Genomic DNA, 20,566 nt, shown 5'->3' on the forward strand with positions numbered 1-20,566 from the left:
ATTGTAAAGGAGTGCCAATATGCTTAAATTAGAAGAATTGAAAGAACTTATTACCTTAATTGACCAATCTTCAATAGATGAATTCGATTATGAAACTGAAGGGGAAAAAGTCTCCCTTCGAAAAAACAAAGAAGTTGTACAAGTTGCAGCGGCACCAGCGCCAGTTCAGCCGGCCGTAAGTGCTCCGCAGGCACCAGCATCTGCTGCGCAGCCTGAGCCAGCAGCGCAAGCTCCAGAAGCAGCTGCAAAGAATTATGATTACGAAATCACATCATTGATGGTCGGTACTTTCTACAGCAAACCAAATCCTGATTCTGATGTTTTCGTAAGCGTCGGTGAGCGAGTGGAGAAAGACACAGTTGTATGTATCGTGGAAGCGATGAAACTATTCAATGAAATCACTGCAGACGTATCAGGTGAAATCGTAGAAGTACTAGTGGAAAACGGAGAGCTTGTTGAATATGGACAACCTCTGTTTAGAGTGAAGGCTAACTAAGGGGTTGACTCGTTGTGATTAAGAAATTATTGATTGCCAACCGAGGTGAGATTGCTGTCCGGATTATCCGTGCCTGCAAAGAGATGGATATAGAAACGGTCGCAATCTATTCGGAAGCAGACAGAGAAGCATTACATGTACAGCTGGCGGATGAAGCGTATTGTGTCGGTCCGGCAGCAAGTAAAGAAAGTTACTTGAATTTCTCGAATATCATTAGCGTAGCGACGCTGACTGGTGTCGATGCAATCCATCCTGGATATGGATTTTTAGCAGAGAACCCAGATTTTGCAGAGCTATGTGCCGAATGCAACATTACATTCGTTGGTCCTAGTGCGTATGCCATCAACAAGATGGGAACAAAGGACGTTGCTCGTGAAACGATGCGGGAAGCTGGTGTTCCAGTAGTGCCCGGTTCAAACGGTATCGTTGCAGACGCAGAAGAAGGCAAGCAAGTCGCAGAACAGATTGGCTATCCAGTCATCATCAAAGCGACAGCTGGCGGAGGCGGTAAAGGTATCCGAATCGCTCGTACGGAAGAAGAACTTGTAAAAGGAATCAGTGTTACGCAGCAGGAAGCAGCTACAGCTTTCGGCAACCCTGGTGTCTACTTAGAGAAGTACATAGAAGATTTCCGTCATGTGGAAATCCAGGTGCTTGCGGATAACCATGGCAATGCTATCCATCTTGGGGAACGTGATTGTACGGTACAGCGTCGTATGCAGAAGCTGATCGAAGAATCTCCTTCTCCAGCAGTTTCACCGGAAATCCGAGCGAAAATGGGTGAAGCAGCAGTGAAAGCAGCCCTTGCGGTTGATTATTCTGGTGCTGGTACAATTGAATTCATTTTTGATCGTAAAGATCATACATTCTATTTCATGGAAATGAATACACGTATTCAAGTGGAGCATCCCGTGACTGAGCTTGTGACAGGCGTGGATCTTATCAAGGAACAGATTCATATTGCCAACAATGAGCCATTACGTTATGCGCAGGAAGATATCACATTCAACGGATGGGCTATCGAGTGCCGTATCAACGCAGAGAATCCATTCAAGAACTTCATGCCTTCACCAGGTAAAATCGATCTTTACCTTGCACCAGGCGGTTTCGGTGTACGTGTGGACGGAGCAGCTTATCAGGGCTATTCTATTCCGCCATTCTATGACAGTATGGTGGCGAAGCTGATCACGTTCGGCAAAACACGTGAAGAAGCAGTTTCCAGAATGAAGCGCGCTTTGAGTGAATTTGCTGTCGAAGGTGTGCATACGACGATTCCGTTCCATTCTCGTATGATGGAGCACCCGGTGTTTGTAGAAGGGGATTTCAACACGAACTTCCTGGAAAATTACACAATCATGGAGTAAATAACCTAAAGGATGTGAGATCTTTGCAGGAGCAATCCTTCGTATCAATCGGTCATAAGGGAGCACTTGGCAACGTCATGCTTTCACCTGCTGTGATTGAGGTGATTGCCGGAATTGCAGCAAGTGAAGTGAAGGGCGTTATGGCAATGAGGGGCGGCTTTGCCACTGGTGTGGCGGAAAAGCTCGGCAAGAAGGCACATGGTAAAGGTATCAAGGTTGAACTCACGGAACAAGGAGTGGCAATCGACGTCTTTATTACGGTTAGTGCCGATTGCAGGATGCCCGAGGTAGCCAAAGACATTCAGCAGCATATCCGTCAGGCGCTGCAGACGATGACGGCACTTGCGACCAAAGAGATCAATGTCCATATAGTAGGTATACAACTCGATCAAAAAGCGGACACTGTCGAATAGACTGTTTTCGCTGGAAAAGACCTTGGCTGGTTCGGCCCTGAGGTCTTTTCTTTTGTTCAAAGATAGATTTAAGCCTATATATCATGTTATGATTTGATGAGATGAGTTAAAAGGAGATAGAATATGAAACGACGTACGGCACGGGAAACTGCCTTCCAAGTCCTCTTCCAGATGGACATGAACGATATTCAGCCAGAAGAGGCTGTGGAAAATGTATTAGGAGAGCCTTTGCAGAATGCTTTTTTGGCCAGTCTTATTAATGGCGTAATCGAGCATAAAGCTGAAATCGATGCAAAAATTGCCGAGCATTTAGAGAATTGGTCATTCGATCGGCTAGCGAGTGTGGAAAAGACAGCATTGCGTATCGCAGTATATGAGCTTCTGCATCATTCAGATGTACCACAAGGCGTAGTCATCAATGAAGCGATCGAGATTTCGAATCTATTCGGAGATGAGAAATCGGGCAAATTCGTTAACGGCGTACTATCTAGAATAATCAAAAAATAAGGGAGCGGATGAGCATGACAGCAGAATTAATCTATGGAAAAGAACTTGCAGCAACGATTCGGGGAGAACTGAAACAAGAAGCAGCAGCACTGAAAGAACAAGATATTCTGCCTCATCTGACCGTTGTCTTAGTTGGAGACGATCCTGCCTCCAGATCTTATGTAAAAGGGAAAGAAAAAGCATCAGCCGAAATCGGTATCAGTTCTGATTTGATTGAACTGCCAAGTTCTACAACGCAGACGGAGCTGCTGGATCTTATTCAGCGTTTGAATTTGGATACGAATGTGAACGGCATTCTAGTCCAATTGCCTCTTCCGGCACATATCGACGAACAAGCAGTTATCGACAGCATTGATCCAGAAAAAGATGTAGATGGCTTCCATCCTGCCAATGTTGGCAAAATGATGCTTGGAGAAGATACATACTATCCATGTACACCATACGGAATCATCCAAATGCTGAAGTCGAAGGATGTTGAGATTGCAGGTAAAACTGCTGTCATCGTCGGCAGAAGCAATATTGTCGGCAAGCCTATTGGGCAGCTGCTTTTGAATGAGCATGCTACAGTTATTCATACGCATTCACGCACACCGGATCTTAGAAGCTTTACAAAACAAGCAGATATCCTTGTTGTGGCAGTAGGACGTGAGCATATGATCAAAGCAGAAGATATCAAAGAAGGCGCCATCGTCATCGATGTAGGTGTGAACAGGAATGCAGCAGGCAAGCTGACAGGAGATGTCGATTTCGAACATGCGAAGGAAGTTGCCTCTATCATTACACCAGTGCCGGGCGGTGTAGGTCCAATGACGATCACGATGCTGATGCTTAATACAATTAAAGCAGCAAGGCGCCAAGCCGCAGCGGTAGTGTAAGGAGCAGGTAAAGTATGAGTGATGACCGTTATTTGACCGTGACTGCCCTGACCCGCTATATGAAGCGGAAGCTGGAAACGGACAAACATTTGAAGGATATTTGGCTAAGAGCTGAAATATCAAACTTCAAGCACCACAGTCGCGGTCATATGTATATGACATTGAAGGATGATGGAGCACGGATACAATCTGTCATGTTTGCAAGTCAGAACAAAGGAATGAAATTTGTTCCCGAAAACGGAATGACCGTTTTGATCCGCGGAGAAATTGGCTTATATGAGCCGCAGGGCCAATATCAGCTTTATATTCAGCATATGGAGCCAGATGGAGTGGGAGCGCTGTATCAAGCTTATGAACAGCTGAAAGAGAAGCTGGAAAGAGAAGGTTTATTTTCTGCTGCTCACAAGAAACCGCTCCCAGCTTATCCGGAACATATTGGAGTCATTACTTCCCCGACCGGTGCTGCCGTAAGGGATATTTTGACGACCATCAAAAGGCGGTATCCAATTGTTAAAGTGACGGTTCTCCCTGTATCGGTACAAGGTGATCGATCAGCTACGTCGCTTGTACAAGCTCTCTCTTATGCAGAAGAGCATGACTTTGACGTGCTGATCATCGGAAGAGGCGGCGGCTCAATCGAAGAACTTTGGAGCTTTAATGAGGAAATCGTCGCACGCGCTATCCACCGGGTGAGTATTCCGATAATTTCCGCAGTCGGACATGAAACGGACTTTACCATCAGTGATTTCGTTGCCGATGTCAGAGCAGCTACCCCGACCGGTGCAGCTGAATTGGCTGTGCCAGCCCGAGAAGAATTGCTGCACCGCTTAGCACAGCTCTCAAACAGGATGCATTATGTTGTCCGTCAAGGCTACACCCAAGAAGCAAACAGATTGGCAAAACTTCGAGGTTCCTATGCATTCCGCTATCCAGAGCAGCTTCTCAGGCAGAAGGAGATAGAGCTGGACAAGCTTTCCGATCGTCTAAGCAGAGCAGCTACGACTGCGGTATCAGCACGACAGCAGCAATTTACCACTTTGGTTAATAGGCTTTCACTTGTTCATCCAGGAAAACAGGCGCAGAACTACGGACAGCAGCTTACTGCCCTGCAAGCCAGGCTGAAGCAAGCGATGGGAAAAAGGCATGAAAGCGAACAACAGAAGTTTCTGCATCAGATCAATAAGCTTTCTTTATTGAACCCATTGGAAACGATGAAGCGAGGATATAGTATCTCGTATAAACAAGATACCCTTCTAAAGAGCGTGAATCAGGTTACTAAAGGCGATGATGTGCAAATCCATGTGGAGGACGGCACAATAGATTGTATCGTCAAGGAAGTGAAGGAGGATACAAATGGCTGAGGAGAAAAAACAGAGCTTTGAAGAAGCAATGCAGCAGTTGGAGGAAATCGTGAGCAAGCTGGAGCAGGGGGATGTCCCGCTTGAACAGGCGATCGGCTATTACCAGGAAGGTATGAAGCTTTCCAAAATTTGTGGCGATAAGCTCGAACAAGTCGAGAAGCAGATGGTGGAAATCGTGAATAATGCCGGCGAAACCGAGCCATTCACTGTACAGGAGGAAGAATAAGTGAATGAATCGTTGCAGGATTATTTGAAAGCAGAGCAGCACCACTTAAACGAGTACATGATGAACTTGCTCGAAAAAGATAACATGCTGCCAGACTCTCTAGCGCAATCTGTTTTATATAGCATGCGGGCTGGAGGCAAGCGGCTGCGTCCGATTCTTATGCGAGCAGCATTTGAATCCTTCGGCGGACATGGCGATAAAGTCCTTCCAGCCGCTGCTGCACTTGAAATGGTGCACACCTACTCGTTGATCCATGATGATCTGCCTGCAATGGATGACGATGATTACCGACGCGGACAGCTTACGAACCATAAGAAATTTGGGGAAGCAACAGCGATTCTTGCAGGTGATGCACTTCTTACAAGAAGTTTTTCTGTCATCGGGGAAGCTGCAGGGTTACAGCCAGAGGAAAAGGTATACCTGATGTCTTATTTATCCGAAGCTGCTGGGCCAACTGGCATGATTGCTGGACAAGCATTGGATATGGAAGCGGAAGATAAAGAAAGTACGCTTCTTGAATTAGAGCAAATACATAATTTAAAAACGGGTAAGTTATTAACATATGCTATTGTTGCCGGAGCCTATTTAGCCGGGGTAAAACCGGAAAAACTTGAGCTGATGAAACAGTTCGGTACCTATATCGGCCTTATTTTCCAGGTGCAGGATGACATTTTGGATGTTACAGGAGACGCATCCGTCCTCGGAAAACCAGTCGGCAGTGACGAAGGGAATAAGAAGAGCACGTATCCAAAGCTGCTAGGACTTGACGGAGCAAAGGCTCAGATGGACAAATATGTCAGCTTGGCTCACCAGTGTCTGGAGCAAGCAGATATCAAGGATTCCAGATTGCATGAGCTTACCGTATATCTAAGCAGAAGGACGAGCTGACTGTTATTGATTGTAAGCTACTAGCCAACTGTGATATATTGCTACTAGGAATATAGGACAGAACTGATACGTACGAACATAGAAAACGCCGTTATCACATATGTGCTAGCGGCTCTTTTTAAATAGGCTCCTGCACGGCCGAAGTGCAGAAAATGTCTGATATTGATGTAGGGGAGATAGAAACAGGGTATAAACCTACAGGATTGATTTCTTCGTCCGGCACAGAAATGTACCTATTCATACTATGCTGTCAGGCTGATCAAGCCGGTGACAAAAGGGGAAGGTTATATGGATTTAACAGCAATTAAGAACCCGGCATTCTTGAAGGAAATGTCAAATGAGGAGCTAAAAGAACTTGCAGCTACCATCCGGACATTTCTGATTGAGAAGCTGTCCGTCACAGGGGGACATCTAGGTGCGAATCTTGGTGTCGTGGAACTCACACTAGCTCTGCATAAAGCATTCAACAGTCCGCAGGATAAATTTATCTGGGATGTAGGGCATCAAGCATACATTCACAAGATACTGACCGGCAGAACAGCTGACTTTGAAACACTACGCCAATATAAAGGCATGTGCGGCTTCCCGAAACGGATCGAGAGTGAGCACGATGTATGGGAGACAGGACATAGCTCTACATCCCTTTCTGCTGCAATGGGTATGGCTGCAGCAAGGGATATGATGGATGAGGATTATGAGGTTGTACCGGTTATTGGAGATGGTGCTCTCACAGGCGGAATGGCATTGGAAGCGCTGAACAATATAGGTGATGAAAAAAAGAACATTACTGTCATCCTTAATGATAACGAAATGTCTATCGCGAATAACGTTGGTGCACTGCATCATGTTCTCGGCAGAATGCGCAGTGCAGGGAAGTACAAGCGGGCGAAGGATGAAATGGAAACGCTGCTTAAAAAGATTCCTGCTGTGGGCGGCAAGCTGGCTAATGCTGCAGAACGGATGAAAGATAGCATGAAGTATTTCATGGTTCCCGGCATGTTTTTCGAGGAACTGGGATTCACCTATTTCGGACCTGTTGATGGCCATAACTTCCAAGACCTTGAAGAAGCGATAAATTACGCCAAGAAAACAAAAGGTCCGAAAATCATCCATGTTGTTACCCAAAAAGGGAAAGGGTATCATCCTGCTGAAAGTGATAAAACAGATAATTGGCATGGAGTCGGCCCATACAAGATTGAATCCGGTGAAAAAATCAAAAGCTCTGCTACAGCTCCTGCTTGGAGTAAAGTGATTAGTGAAGCCGTCCTTGAGAAAGCACGTAAGGATAAAAGGATTGCAGTCATTACTCCGGCCATGATTCTCGGTTCCAAACTGGAAAACTTCAAAAAAGAAATGCCGGATCGTCTTTTTGATGTCGGAATAGCGGAGCAGCATGCCACAACAATGGCAGCTGGAATGGCGGCACAAGGTGTAAAACCTTTCCTTGCCATTTACTCCACTTTCCTGCAGCGGGCATATGACCAACTGCTTCATGACATTGCAAGACAAAACCTGAATGTTTTTGTCGGAATCGACCGTGCTGGTTTTGTTGGAGCGGATGGGGAGACGCATCAGGGGGTATACGACATATCGTTCCTGCGAGCAATGCCGAACTTCACCATTATGATGCCTAAAGATGAGAATGAAGCACAGCATATGGTCCATACTGCTTTGGTACATGAAGAAGGGCCGATAGCCTTGCGCTACCCACGCGGAAATGCACTTGGTGTTCCAGTAGATGACACAACTCATGCATTGGCTATCGGAAGCTGGGAAGTGCTAAGAGAAGGAACGGATGCTGTTATCCTCACATTTGGGACAACGATACCACTGGCAATGGAGGCAAGTGAATCACTCGCCGCTGATGGTATTTCTGTACGCGTCGTGAACGCCCGTTTTATCAAACCGATGGACGAGGCAATGCTTCATGAGATTTTCTCTTCGGATTTACCAATCCTGACTGTGGAAGAAGCTGCACTTAAAGGCGGTTTTGGCAGTGGTGTGATGGAATTTGCTGAGGAGAATGGCTACAATGCTTCTTCTGTCAGACGAATGGGTATACCTGACTACTTTGTTGAACATGGCAGTGTTCCAGAACAAATGGAGGAAGTCGGATTAACGAAGGAAAATGCAATCGACAGACTCCGTAAAATTGTAAGAATGAATGAAGAGCAAAGGGCTTGAGTGAATGGCAAAAGTGAGATTGGATGTTCTCCTCGTGGAGAGAGGACTTATTGAAACTAGAGAAAAAGCAAAAAGGACGATCATGGCTGGACTAGTATATTCTGGCCAGGACCGTCTTGATAAACCTGGTATGAAAGTTGATGAATCAGCTGACTTAACTGTCAAAGGCAAAGTGATTCCGTATGTAGGACGAGGCGGATTGAAACTCGAGAAGGCTTTGGATTATTTCGCAATCAGCGTCGAAGGCCGGACAATGGTTGATATCGGTTCCTCGACGGGCGGTTTCACTGATTGTGCTTTGCAGCGCGGTGCTGCGCGCAGCTATGCGATTGATGTCGGTTATAATCAGCTTGACTGGAAGCTGCGGAATGATCCGCGTGTCGTAGTAATGGAGAGAACGAATTTCCGTTATGTCACACTAGATATGCTGACAGAAGGACTGCCGAATTTCGCGTCAATTGATGTTTCTTTCATTTCCCTGCGATTGATTTTGCCTGCATTGAAGGGTATTCTAGCGCCCGGCAGCGATGTTGTCGCGTTGATTAAGCCACAGTTCGAAGCAGGTCGTGAGCAAGTAGGCAGAAAAGGAATCGTACGAGATCGGAAAGTGCATTTGGAAGTACTGGAGGATACATTGAAATTCAGTGAATCGCTCGGTTTTCAGTATGAAGGACTGACTTTTTCACCAATAACTGGCGGGGACGGCAATATCGAATTCCTGGCTCACTTAGCTTTGGAAAAGGATACTGCAGGTGAATTCCCTGATACAGAGGCAATTAGAGCAGTCGTCGACGATGCGCATCAGCAACTATCCGCGAAGAAAGGCGTGTCGGAGGAAGCGATGGAGGAAGACAATGAGTAAAATTCAACGACATATCAAAATTCGCGAGTTGATCACAAACAACGATATTGAAACACAGGACGAGCTGGTTGACCATCTGAAGGATTTAGGTTTCAATGTGACGCAGGCTACTGTGTCCCGAGATATCAAGGAACTGCACCTTGTCAAAGTTCCAACCTTCGAGGGAGCTTACAAATACAGCTTGCCTGCTGACAATCGGTTCAATCCGCTTGAAAAACTCAAGCGGCTTATCATGGATGCTTTTGTAAGTATCGATACGACAAGTCATTTTATTGTACTTAAAACACTTCCTGGTAATGGGAATGCACTTGCAGTTCTTTTGGATAATCTGGATTGGGATGAGATTCTCGGTACGATCAGCGGGGATGACACGATTCTGATCATTTGCCGTACAGAAGCTGATACAGAATTTGTGAAAGACAAACTGCTGGCCATGCTGTAAACGGAAGTGAAATGAGGGGATACCATGCTTACAGAACTTTCGATTAAGGATTTTGCAATTATTGACCATATACGGATACATTTTAAAGAAGGGCTTACTGTGCTGACTGGAGAAACGGGAGCAGGTAAGTCTATTGTCATTGATGCAGTCCAGCTGCTTAGCGGCGGAAGAGGATCGGTTGAATTCATCCGCCACGGCCAGAAAAAAGCAGAGCTGGAAGGTCTTTTTATCATTGACTCACCCGATCACCCTATTTATGCGGTAGGTGCCCAATTTGGTGTGGATATTGATGATGGAATGGTTGTGATGGAACGTACAATGACGACAAGCGGAAAAAGTATTTGCCGTGTAAATGGCAAGCTGGTGACTTTGGCTATATTGCGTGAATTCGGCAAATTATTGATCGATATCCATACGCAGCACGAAACCCAATCCTTGATGGATGCTGAAAAGCATATCGAGCTTTTGGATTTATATGATGCAGAAGCAATCGGCAAGGCAAAGGAAGCCTATACGCTTCAATTCAAAGAACTTCAAAAATTGAAAAAACGTTATAAAGAATGGAATACGAACGAACAGGAAATGGCCCAGCGTCTTGATCTGCTGAAATTTCAATACAATGAATTGAAAGAAGCAGAGCTTCAGCCTGGTGAGGATGAACAGCTTACGGAAGAGCGTACAAAGCTGATGAATTATGAACGTATTTATCAAGCCCTTCATGATGCATATAATGCGCTATACGGAGAGCAAAAGGGTTTGGACTGGGTTGGGCATGCTTTGGCTAGTCTTGAATCAGCTAGTTCTTATGATGAAGATATCCAGAAGCATCATCAGATGATCAGTGAACAATATTATCTGATGGAGGATCTCACATTCCAGCTGAGCAGTCAGCTTGATTCGCTCTCTTACAACCCGGAACGCTTGAATGAAATTGAAATGCGCTTGAATGAAATAAACCGATTGAAAAAGAAATATGGACAATCCGTCGAAGAAATCCTGGAATACGCAGCAAGTATCGAGGATGAAATCGATCAGATTCAAAATCGTGACTCCCACATTCATCAGCTGGAGCAGCAGATTGCCGATCTTGGTGAAGACACAATGCTAGAAGCAAAACAGCTTCATGACCTGCGTGTACAAGCAGCTGTCCAGTTAACAGACGCAATTCATGATGAGCTGAAGGATTTGTATTTAGAGAAAGCGCGTTTCCATGTCGACGTACAGTTAAAGGCTGGTAGGTCTGGTGATCCAGAATTGAATGGCATGCCTGTCCAATTGACAGCAGATGGCTTTGACGCGATTACATTCCATATCTCTACCAACCCGGGAGAACCTTTGAAGGAGCTGCACAAAGTAGCTTCAGGCGGGGAATTATCCCGTATCATGCTAGCTCTGAAGCGTATTTTCTCCAGACATCAAGGTGTGACGAGTGTCATTTTTGATGAAGTGGATACAGGTGTCAGCGGCCGTGTTGCCCAAGCGATAGGGGAGAAGATTTACGGTATCTCTGTTGGTTCACAGGTATTGTGTATCACGCATTTGCCGCAGGTAGCTTCCATGGCGGATACGCATTTATTAATTGAAAAGCATGTAGAAAACAACAGCACGCATACGTCAGTGACTGAGCTCGGTCAAGACACTGCAGTCGAAGAAATCAGCCGAATGATGACCGGAACAGTACTTACAGAAAAGACCAAAGAGCATGCAAGAGAACTGATAACGCTTGCCGGCGAATACAAACAATCATAATCCTGCCATACATGGCAGGATTTTTCGTTTTAAATAAAGGAAAAGATAGGCGCTTTTTCTGATGTTTTCTGGGTTTAAAAAGCCTCTGTAAAAGTCAAACTAGAAGTACATAAACAAGTATGAACTGCTGTGGGGTAGGACTTCTAGGAGATGAGAAAATGAAGAATAAGGTAGCAGCACTGCGCATCGCCATTGGTCTTTGTCTGCTGGCTCTAGTATTAGCCGCACCATTGACAAAGCCAGTACAGTCCTTTTTGAGCATACCCAAAACAATGACTTTGTTTTCAAATAACGATCCTTCTGATGTTCTTCCAGCCTTTGGTGACGGTAAGGCTATAGAAGCCATCGATCAAGATGCCTTTAAGGGCCAGTCAACAGGCAAACAAGATCTCGTTTACACGGTAGGAAGTATACCTGTAAAAAAGGTATCTGTTGATGTATTGTCAGATATCCGCATTGTACCTGGAGGACATTCAGTAGGAGTCAAGCTTCATACATTAGGTGTTCTTGTAGTCGGTCACCACCAAGTAAGAACCGCCGAAGCAAGTGTATCTCCTGGAGAAGATGCGGCTATCTATACTGGGGATATTCTGTTGAAGATCGATGAGAAGGAAATCCACAGGATGGAAGAAGTTGCTCCGCTGATCGAAAAAGCTGGTAAAGAAGGTAAGCCTGTCAGCATTGAAGTGAAACGCGGCAGCCAAGTTTTGACTACTGAGCTTAATCCCGCGCTGGATGATAAGGATAAACAGTACCGAATGGGTCTCTATATCCGTGATTCAGCAGCCGGTATTGGTACAATGACCTTCTATGATCCTGCATCGAAGAACTATGGTGCATTAGGCCATGTCATATCGGATATGGATACACAAAAGCCTATTGAGATTCATGACGGTACAATCGTCAGATCTAATGTAACAAGCATTCAAAAAGGAAACAATGGCAAACCTGGGGAAAAACTCGCTGAATTCAGCATGAACCGCAATTATATCGGAACCATCACGAAGAATAGCCCTTTTGGTATTTTCGGCAAATTGGAAAGTGATATGCGTCAAAATGAAGAGGAAAAAGCACTGCCAATTGCTTTAAGCGAGGACGTAAAGAAAGGACCAGCAGTTATCCGGACTGTAGTCGATGGCGAGAAGATTGAAGAATTCGACGTGGAAATTGTCAATAGCGTACCCCAGGATCATCCTGCAACAAAAGGAATGATCATCAAAGTTACAGACAAACGTCTGCTTGCTAAAACAGGTGGAATCGTGCAAGGGATGAGTGGAAGCCCAATCATTCAGGATGGTAAGCTTATTGGAGCAGTTACGCACGTATTCGTTAATGATCCGACGTCCGGTTATGGTGTCCATATTGAATGGATGCTGCAGGAAGCAGGTATCGACATTTACAAAAGCGATAAAAAAGCAAGCTGAAAAAGGCAATTCCTGTTCGTTTTCGAATAGGATTGTCTTTTTCTTTTTCAAGTCATACGGTATACTGTAAAGACAAGAAACACCTGTTCGGAACACTCTGCGTCGTATGCTGTCGAATGATGGACGGTATTTCATACTTTGGAAATAAAAGTGAGGTTTTTTTCAATTTGGCAGGAATTGACCTTGATGTGTCGAAACTATAACGTGGAATCATAAGGGATATTAAGGGAGGAAGCTGGGAATGGATAAGATAAAAGCAGTTTTGGTCGATGACAATCGAGAGCTTGTGCAGCTTATGGAGGAATACTTTGAAGACCAATCCGATATAGAGGTAATTGGAACAGCTTATAATGGAAAAGATTGTTTAGATATGCTGGAAGATATCCAGCCTGATGTCGTCGTACTCGACATCATCATGCCGCATGTCGATGGACTGGCTGTTCTTCGTACATTGAGGGAAAGAACATCCGCACCGATGCCGCATGTGATCATGCTAACGGCTTTCGGTCAAGAAGAAGTGACAAAGAAGGCAGTGGATCTCGGTGCTGCTTATTTCATCCTTAAGCCCTTCGATCTTGAGAACCTGGCAGCACAGATCCGTCAGGTAAGCGGAAATGGCGGAAGTTATGATTCAAGTCCGATTCGTGTCACAAAAGAGAAAAAACGTGATAAAAAACCGAATTTGGAAGCAAGCATCACCAATATCATCCATGAAATCGGTGTGCCGGCACACATCAAGGGTTATATGTACCTGCGTGAAGCAATCACAATGGTCTATAATGATATTGACTTGCTCGGTTCGATTACGAAGGTTCTTTATCCGGACATTGCCAAAACATATAATACAACAGCTTCCCGAGTGGAAAGAGCAATCCGCCATGCTATCGAAGTAGCCTGGAACCGCGGAAACATGGATTCCATCTCCTCCCTGTTCGGATACACTGTCAGCATCTCAAAAGCAAAGCCGACGAATTCTGAATTCATTGCAATGGTAGCAGATCGTCTGCGGCTTGAGCACCGTGCCAGTTGAAGCTGAAATAGATCGATCGTAATCCAAAAAGACCGAAAACGGCTTTGCTTTAGCTATAAATACTATATTTTAAAGTGTTAACGCTTCTGTTTATCGATCGCCGATAAAGGGAGGCGTTTTTATTTTGGTTATTCCTTTTGGAATAGTTGACTAACAGCCATTCCAAGGGTATACAATAGGACTATCATCAAGGAGAGGAAGATACATACGAAGAACAACAAGTATTATAATTCATTACCTCCTCCTTATTTTGTCAGAAAAAGTGATAAAATAATTTTTTCGAGGAGTTTTATTCTATGATTACTGCATTAATAGGCATTCTAATTGGTACAGGATTGTCATTTCAAACAGCTGTGAATTCGCAATTGAGAAAGTTTGTTATTTCTCCGTATTTGGCTTCCATGATCTCATTCGTGATCGGGGCTCTATCTTTGGCCGTTATAACTTTGATAACAGGTTCACCGCTAGGCATATCATGGGGATTCATTTCCCAGCAGCCGGTTTGGATTTGGTTCGGCGGTGTGCTCGGAGTAATTTTTCTTACAGTCAACATTTTGCTTTTTCCTAAATTGGGCAGTGTACAAACAGCAATCATGCCTATCTTAGGACAAATTATTATGGGTATGCTGATTGATAATTTTGGATGGTTCCATTCTATGAAGGAACCATTTGATATGTATCGGATAATAGGTATAGTTTTAGTCATAATTGGTGTGTTTTTTGCTATTGCCATACAGGAGTTCAGATCAAGAGGGGAAAAGAAGAAAGAAAAAAATCTGAATCTGTGGATCTGGCGTTTAGTCGGAATTGCATCAGGAATGCTGATGTCAACTCAGGTAGCGATAAATGGGCAGCTTGGCATAGTTCTGCATTCTTCCATACAAGCGGCTTTTGTCTCCTTTTTCATTGGTGCACTTACTTTGATTATTGTAGTCGCCTTGAAAGAACGCACTTTTGCAGGGATAAAAAATCCAATAAAGCAAAAAGCCTCGTGGTGGGTATGGCTAGGTGGATTTTTAGGAGCAGCATATGTATTAATTAACATTTACTTAGTAGGTCAAGTGGGGACAGGGCAGACTGTTGTTTTAGTTCTCTTTGGACAAATTGCTGGAAGTTTGCTGATTCAGCGATTGGGATTGATGGGTTCTTATAAAGCTCAGATTGATTTCATACAGATAGTTGGTCTTCTTATGATCTTGGCTGGAGTAGTCTTCGTTAGGATGTTCTAACCACAAAAGTAATCTCGTTCGTATTTGGAGAAGAAAAAGCTTGCATTATCAAGTTATTGATAATGCAAGCTTTTTTATGTTATTAGTTAATCATAATATAATTATGTAAACTTATTATATTATGATCTGTATTTCGATGGATTTTTGCAAAAAAACAAAATAAATAAAGATAAATAAACACAAACAAAATAATTTAGTGTATAATCCTGTCATAAGGCAATATGTAAGCGCTTTATAAAAAGGGTGGTTTTAACTACTGCCGCAATGTATAGGAGGGAATGAACAGTGGCAGCAAAACAAGGAAGTTTAAAGGCTACAATTACAGTTGCGATGTCCAACTATTTGGAGGCTGGTTCAATTGTTGCGGGAGCTGGTGGTTTGACTTTATGGATGGAGTACCTGAATTTGAATGATGCAAAGCTGGGTCTGCTAGGTGCATTGAGTGCCAATGGCTTTGGATCGGCGATTGGGGCTTTTCTTGGCGGTATCTTGGTGGACAAGTTCGGCAGGAAGTTTATTTATAAGTATGATTTGCTTGTGTACATGCTGGGGATTTTGCTGATTACTTTTTCATTTAATTTCCCGATGCTGCTTGTAGGTTATGTTGTGACAGGAATCGCTGTCGGAGCGGCTATTCCAGCTGCTTGGACATACATAGCGGAAGAAGCTCCCAAGGGTGAGAGGGCCGCTCGTGTCGGCTGGGGACAATTTGCTTGGTCAATTGGTCCTGCGATTACGCTGTTTCTGTCAGTTTTGCTGGCGCCTTTAGGTCTGCTTGGCAGCAGAATCATCTTTGCACAGCTCTTTGTCGTGGCTCTCATAACATGGATCATGCAGCAGCAGATCAATGAGTCGACAATCTGGACGGAAGAAAAAGAAAAGAGCCGCAAAGAACCAGGTAAGCAGGATGTTTCGTGGAAGCAATTGTTTACCGTTCAAGCAAATCTAAAAGCGATTGTACTGCTTGTTGGCATTTATGTTTTCTGGAATCTTGTTGCGGGGGTCATGGGCTACTTCATGCCGTATATTTACGAAACAGTCGGCGGCTTATCCGCATCACAGGCCAACTTATTGCAAGGCTTCCTTTGGACGTTAACTGTGGCAGCAACTTATTTCGTCTTCATCAAGCTCGGTGACCGGGTAAATCGTAAGCTTCTTTATGGAATCGGAGCGGGTATGGGCATCGCTGCTTGGCTGGTTCTTACGTTTGGCGGTATGGGCATGTTCGAGCTGTTCACATTTGTCGTACTTTGGGGGATTGCAGCTGGATTCGGGGCACAGGCATTTTATGGCCTTTGGGCTGGAGAACTGTTCCATACACGTTACCGGGCAAAGGCACAAGGTTTCATCTTTGCACTGGCACGGATAGCAGTTGGATTGATTTCTCTAGTTGTTCCTTTAATGATTAGTTCTCTTGGATTCCAGGCAGCTGGTTTGATTATGATTGGATTCCTCGTTATCGCAGCCGTCGTTGGTTTAATCATGGCACCAGAAACAAGAGGGAAATCATTGGAGGAAATTCAGGAAGAGCTGTATGGAAGTGTAGAAGAGAGACGGCGTCATGCGAGAAATTAACAAAACAAAAATAAACAAATAAAAATAAAGATAAATAAACACAAGGAAGTAAATCTGTTATATAATGAATTCATAATTTGAAAGCGCTTCATCAACTGTAGAAGGAGTGGTAAAATTGGTACAGAATAAATGGAATGAATCTAATGCAAATCAGGTCGAAGGGCTCGATGAACTCGTATATAGATCGAATTTAATTGGTAGTGATCGTTCTGTCTGTAACTGGGGTGGCGGAAATACATCCATGAAAACTACGATCGAGGACTTCCGCGGACGTCCGGTAGAAGTTATGTATGTGAAAGGAAGCGGTTCTGATTTAGCATCTATGGGCGCCCATAATTTCACTGGTTTGCGGATGGAGGATATTCGCCCATTGATTGAAAGGGATTCGATGTCTGATGAAGAAATGGTTGCTTATTTAAGTCAATGCATGATTGATGCTAGTCATCCGCGTGCTTCTATTGAAACACTGCTGCATGCGTTCCTGCCATTCAAGCATGTCGACCATACACATCCTGACAGCATCATCAGTCTATGCTGTGCAGATAATGGACAGGAAATCGCGAAAGAAATATTCGGTGAGCGATTCGTCTGGGTTCCTTATATCCGTCCTGGATTCACTTTGTCTAAAATGATCGCAGAAGCAGTTGCAGCAAACCCGCAGGCAGAACTAGTTCTGATGGAAAAGCATGGCTTGGTCGTTTGGGGAGAGACAGCGAAAGAGAGTTATGATCGGACGATTGCTGTCATCAATGAAGCAGAAAGCTATATTCGACAAAAGCAATCGGAAACAAAAGCTTTTGGCGGAGAGAAGGTTGCCGCTTTGGATAAACAAAAACGACAACAGCTTATTACGAAAGTGATGCCAGTCATCAGAGGTGCAGTGAGCGGAGAAAAGAAAATGATTCTAAGCTTCGACGATAGCGAAGATGTGCTCGAATTCGTGAACAGCGAACAAGCACAGCAGCTGAGTCAGATAGGAGCGGCGTGTCCGGATCATCTTGTACATACAAAGCGTACGCCTTTGTACATTGCATACGATCCATCTGCTGAGGATGCTGAGACATTGCTTCGAATAGTAGAAGAAGGCATCCAAAACTTCGCGAAAGAATACGAGGATTATTTCAATCGCCTCGCTTCAGAGGGAGATGTGATGTTCGAAGCTGTACCTAGAGTCGTGCTCATTCCGGGTGTAGGGATGGTGACGACAGGCAAGGACAAGAAAGCTGCGGATATCAGTGCTGCTTTGTATCATCGTGCAATTGCAGTGATGAAAGGAGCAACAGCACTCGGTGACTTTGTTTCCTTGTCTGAAGCAGAATCCTTTGCTGTGGAGTACTGGCCATTGGAGCTGTATAAGCTGTCCTTGGCACCACCTGAAGCAAGGTTCAGCCGCTCAGTCGTTCTCGTCACAGGCGGTGCCGGCGGTATCGGCAGTGCAACATTGCGCGTCTTCCTGGAGGGTGGTGCTCATGCGGTTGTGACCGATATCAACCTTGAAGGTGCAGAAAAGGTCGCTCAAGAGCTAAATGAAACATATGGAGCGGGACGTGCGATAGCGGTCAAAATGGATGTAACCGATGAAACTGCTATCACTGAAGCGTTCGAGAAAGCGGTTCGACAATTTGGCGGAGTAGATCACATCGTCAATAATGCAGGTCTTGCTACAAGCAGCCCATTCGATGAAACGACATTAAAAGAATGGCAGCTTAACATGGATGTATTAGGTACAGGATATTTCCTCGTTGCCCGTGAAGCCTTCCGATTGATGAAACAGCAAGGTATTGGCGGAAGTATGGTATTTGTCGGATCGAAAAACTCTGTTTATGCCGGCAAGAATGCAGCTGCTTACAGTGCAGTGAAAGCAATGGAAATGCATTTGGCTAGATGTATTGCTGCAGAAGGCGGCAGCTATGGGATTCGGGTAAACGGTGTCCTTCCTGATGCTGTGCTGCAAGGGTCTGCAATCTGGGGTTCTAAATGGCGTGAGGAACGGGCAGCTGCTTATAATATTTCACCAGATGAATTGGAAGAGCATTATCGTAAACGGACGACACTTGGTGTGAATATTTATCCAAGTGATATCGCGGAATCCATTGCTTTCTTCGCCTCAGATGCAGCGCAAAAAACAACTGGCTGCATGATAACAGTGGACGGCGGCGTACCGGCTGCCTTCACTAGATAGGGGGATATCCGCATGCATATTGCGGTTGATATCGGTGCGTCAAGCGGGCGGCTGGTCTCTGCTGAACTAAAAGACGGAAAGCTCGTCATCCAGGAGATCCACCGTTTTGCGAATGGCTACCAGAAACAAGGAGACCACCTCTGCTGGGATATTGATCATCTGGAAGAACAGATTTTAAGAGGGTTGGAAATTGCCAAACAGCAAGGTATCGCTTCATGCACGCTCGGAATTGATACATGGGCAGTGGACTACGTGTTGCTAGGGGAAAATGGTGAGCGATTGCGCGATGTGATCGCTTACCGGGATTCCCGGACAGATGGTGTGATGGAACAGGTGTGGGAAGAGGTATCAAAATATGAGATTTACCGAAGAACAGGCATCCAGTTTCAGCCCTTTAACACAATATATCAGCTCTTCACAGAAAGCGAGGAGCTGATTCAAGAGACAGAAACGATTTTGCTTGTTCCGGATTATCTGAACTACAGACTTACCGGGAAAAAAGTGATGGAAGCGACCAATGCTTCTACAATGCAGCTGTTACAGCCGCTTACGAAGGGTTACAATACAGATTTGCTTGCTTTAACAGGTTTCCACTCTGAACAGTTTGCTCCTCTCATTGAAGCCGGCACAATTATCGGTGATCTCAGCGACACTCTAAAAGAACAATATGACCTTCCTGTTTGTACTGTTATTGCTGTAGGGTCGCATGATACAGCTTCTGCAATTGCCGGGGTGCCTGCTAGTGGGGAACGATGGGCATATCTTAGCAGCGGCACCTGGTCACTGATTGGGACTGAGCGAAAACAGCCGATCCTGGAGGACAGAAGTTTAGAGAAGAATTTTACGAATGAATGGGGCATTAACAATACGTATCGGTACTTGAAAAATATCATCGGCATGTGGGTGATACAGGAAATCAGAAGAGTATATCCGGTTGATTATAATTTTGGCGAGATGGTTGAGGAAGCAAAGCAGACTAACCTGAAACAGATAGCTTCAGTCAACTTGAATGATGCAAGATTTCTAAAGCCAGACAACATGATTGAGGAAATCCAGGACTATTGCCGAGAAACGGATCAATTTGTACCTGTAAGTATCGGAGAGCTCAGCCTGACAGTGTTCCATAATCTGGCTATTGCTTACAGCGAAGCTTTGAAGGAGTTGGAAGCTCTGACAGGAGAAAGCATTCAAACTCTGCACATAGTCGGCGGCGGCTCACAGAATAATGTGCTGAATCAGCTGACAGCAGATTATAGCGGATTACAAGTAGTTGCTGGACCTACTGAAGCGACAGCTCTTGGGAATTTGATTGTACAGATGATAGCCGCAGGTGAGCTGGATTCGTTGGATGCTGGCCGACAGCTTATCCGTGAATCCTTTCCAGTCGAGATTTTCTTGCCGGATGGTCGTGATGTAACCGGAGAAAATAGGAGGACAATCCATGATTCGAAAAGCTAGTGTGATGTATGTTTACCGGGATAAATTCGATGAATACAAAGAACGCCATGATAAGCTATGGCCAGAAATGGAGCAGGTTTTGAAGGAGCATGGTGTCAGCAACTACAGTATCTTCCTGCATGAACCAACTGCTATGTTATTCGCCTATTTGGAAGCAGAATCAGAAGAAAAGCATGCTAGCATAGCCCAAACAGAAGTGTGTCAGCGATGGTGGACATATATGCGGGATATCATGCAGACGAACCCTGATCATAGTCCGGTCAGTCAAACGGTGAACGAAGTATTTCATTTAGATTGAGGA

Annotated in this window: 19 protein-coding genes; all 19 read left to right on the plus strand. The window is 44.7% G+C overall.

Annotation, left to right across the window (positions count from 1 at the left end):
* The first annotated feature begins 19 nt into the window (after window positions 1-19).
* A complete protein-coding gene (gene accB / locus CHH91_RS06015) occupies window positions 20-496 on the plus strand; it encodes an acetyl-CoA carboxylase biotin carboxyl carrier protein (RefSeq protein WP_095222560.1) in 477 nt (158 codons plus the stop codon).
* A gap of 14 nt (window positions 497-510) precedes the next feature.
* Window positions 511-1,860 carry an acetyl-CoA carboxylase biotin carboxylase subunit gene (accC, locus tag CHH91_RS06020; RefSeq protein WP_095222561.1) on the plus strand — a complete coding sequence of 450 codons (1,350 nt, stop codon included), beginning with the start codon at window positions 511-513 and terminating at the stop codon, window positions 1,858-1,860.
* A gap of 23 nt (window positions 1,861-1,883) precedes the next feature.
* Window positions 1,884-2,273 (plus strand): Asp23/Gls24 family envelope stress response protein, encoded by a 390-nt coding sequence (locus tag CHH91_RS06025; RefSeq protein ID WP_176465695.1) that lies wholly within the window; start codon window positions 1,884-1,886, stop codon window positions 2,271-2,273.
* Between the two features lie 123 nt (window positions 2,274-2,396).
* A complete protein-coding gene (gene nusB, locus CHH91_RS06030; protein ID WP_095222562.1) occupies window positions 2,397-2,780 on the plus strand; it encodes a transcription antitermination factor NusB in 384 nt (127 codons plus the stop codon).
* A 14-nt stretch (window positions 2,781-2,794) separates the two neighbouring features.
* The gene (folD, locus tag CHH91_RS06035) at window positions 2,795-3,655 is read left to right on the plus strand and encodes a bifunctional methylenetetrahydrofolate dehydrogenase/methenyltetrahydrofolate cyclohydrolase FolD (RefSeq protein WP_095222563.1); all 861 of its coding nucleotides are present in this window, start codon (window positions 2,795-2,797) and stop codon (window positions 3,653-3,655) included.
* Between the two features lie 14 nt (window positions 3,656-3,669).
* Window positions 3,670-5,016, plus strand: a complete 1,347-nt coding sequence (xseA, locus tag CHH91_RS06040) for an exodeoxyribonuclease VII large subunit (protein WP_095222564.1) — start codon at window positions 3,670-3,672, stop codon at window positions 5,014-5,016.
* Window positions 5,009-5,242: an exodeoxyribonuclease VII small subunit gene (locus tag CHH91_RS06045; RefSeq protein ID WP_038561183.1), complete on the plus strand. Its 234-nt coding sequence runs from the start codon at window positions 5,009-5,011 to the stop codon at window positions 5,240-5,242. The genes xseA and CHH91_RS06045 overlap by 8 nt, the downstream gene beginning before the upstream one ends.
* Entirely contained in the window at window positions 5,243-6,130 is an 888-nt protein-coding gene (locus CHH91_RS06050) for a polyprenyl synthetase family protein (RefSeq protein WP_286160705.1), read from the plus strand.
* A gap of 288 nt (window positions 6,131-6,418) precedes the next feature.
* Window positions 6,419-8,314 (plus strand): 1-deoxy-D-xylulose-5-phosphate synthase, encoded by a 1,896-nt coding sequence (dxs, locus tag CHH91_RS06055; protein WP_095222565.1) that lies wholly within the window; start codon window positions 6,419-6,421, stop codon window positions 8,312-8,314.
* A 4-nt stretch (window positions 8,315-8,318) separates the two neighbouring features.
* Complete coding sequence (locus tag CHH91_RS06060; RefSeq protein WP_095222566.1) at window positions 8,319-9,176, plus strand: TlyA family RNA methyltransferase; 858 nt, start codon at window positions 8,319-8,321, stop codon at window positions 9,174-9,176.
* A complete protein-coding gene (gene ahrC / locus CHH91_RS06065; RefSeq protein WP_038561172.1) occupies window positions 9,169-9,618 on the plus strand; it encodes a transcriptional regulator AhrC/ArgR in 450 nt (149 codons plus the stop codon). The genes CHH91_RS06060 and ahrC overlap by 8 nt, the downstream gene beginning before the upstream one ends.
* Before the next feature lie 24 nt (window positions 9,619-9,642).
* Window positions 9,643-11,367 (plus strand): DNA repair protein RecN, encoded by a 1,725-nt coding sequence (gene recN, locus CHH91_RS06070; protein WP_095222567.1) that lies wholly within the window; start codon window positions 9,643-9,645, stop codon window positions 11,365-11,367.
* Between the two features lie 158 nt (window positions 11,368-11,525).
* On the plus strand, window positions 11,526-12,791 hold the full coding sequence (gene spoIVB / locus CHH91_RS06075; RefSeq protein ID WP_095222568.1) for a SpoIVB peptidase: 1,266 nt from the start codon (window positions 11,526-11,528) through the stop codon (window positions 12,789-12,791).
* Between the two features lie 241 nt (window positions 12,792-13,032).
* Window positions 13,033-13,821, plus strand: a complete 789-nt coding sequence (gene spo0A, locus CHH91_RS06080; protein ID WP_095222569.1) for a sporulation transcription factor Spo0A — start codon at window positions 13,033-13,035, stop codon at window positions 13,819-13,821.
* Between the two features lie 296 nt (window positions 13,822-14,117).
* Window positions 14,118-15,050, plus strand: coding sequence for a DMT family transporter (locus CHH91_RS06085; RefSeq protein ID WP_095222570.1), 933 nt, complete (start codon window positions 14,118-14,120; stop codon window positions 15,048-15,050).
* A 330-nt stretch (window positions 15,051-15,380) separates the two neighbouring features.
* Entirely contained in the window at window positions 15,381-16,625 is a 1,245-nt protein-coding gene (locus tag CHH91_RS06090) for an MFS transporter (RefSeq protein ID WP_095222802.1), read from the plus strand.
* Between the two features lie 115 nt (window positions 16,626-16,740).
* Window positions 16,741-18,807, plus strand: coding sequence for a bifunctional aldolase/short-chain dehydrogenase (locus CHH91_RS06095; RefSeq protein ID WP_095222571.1), 2,067 nt, complete (start codon window positions 16,741-16,743; stop codon window positions 18,805-18,807).
* Between the two features lie 12 nt (window positions 18,808-18,819).
* On the plus strand, window positions 18,820-20,265 hold the full coding sequence (gene rhaB, locus CHH91_RS06100) for a rhamnulokinase (RefSeq protein WP_095222572.1): 1,446 nt from the start codon (window positions 18,820-18,822) through the stop codon (window positions 20,263-20,265).
* Window positions 20,249-20,563: an L-rhamnose mutarotase gene (rhaM, locus tag CHH91_RS06105; RefSeq protein WP_095222573.1), complete on the plus strand. Its 315-nt coding sequence runs from the start codon at window positions 20,249-20,251 to the stop codon at window positions 20,561-20,563. The genes rhaB and rhaM overlap by 17 nt, the downstream gene beginning before the upstream one ends.
* The last annotated feature ends 3 nt before the right edge of the window (window positions 20,564-20,566 follow it).

The organism is Virgibacillus sp. 7505 (genome assembly GCF_002272135.1).
Taxonomy (GTDB): Bacteria; Bacillota; Bacilli; order Bacillales; family Amphibacillaceae; genus Terribacillus.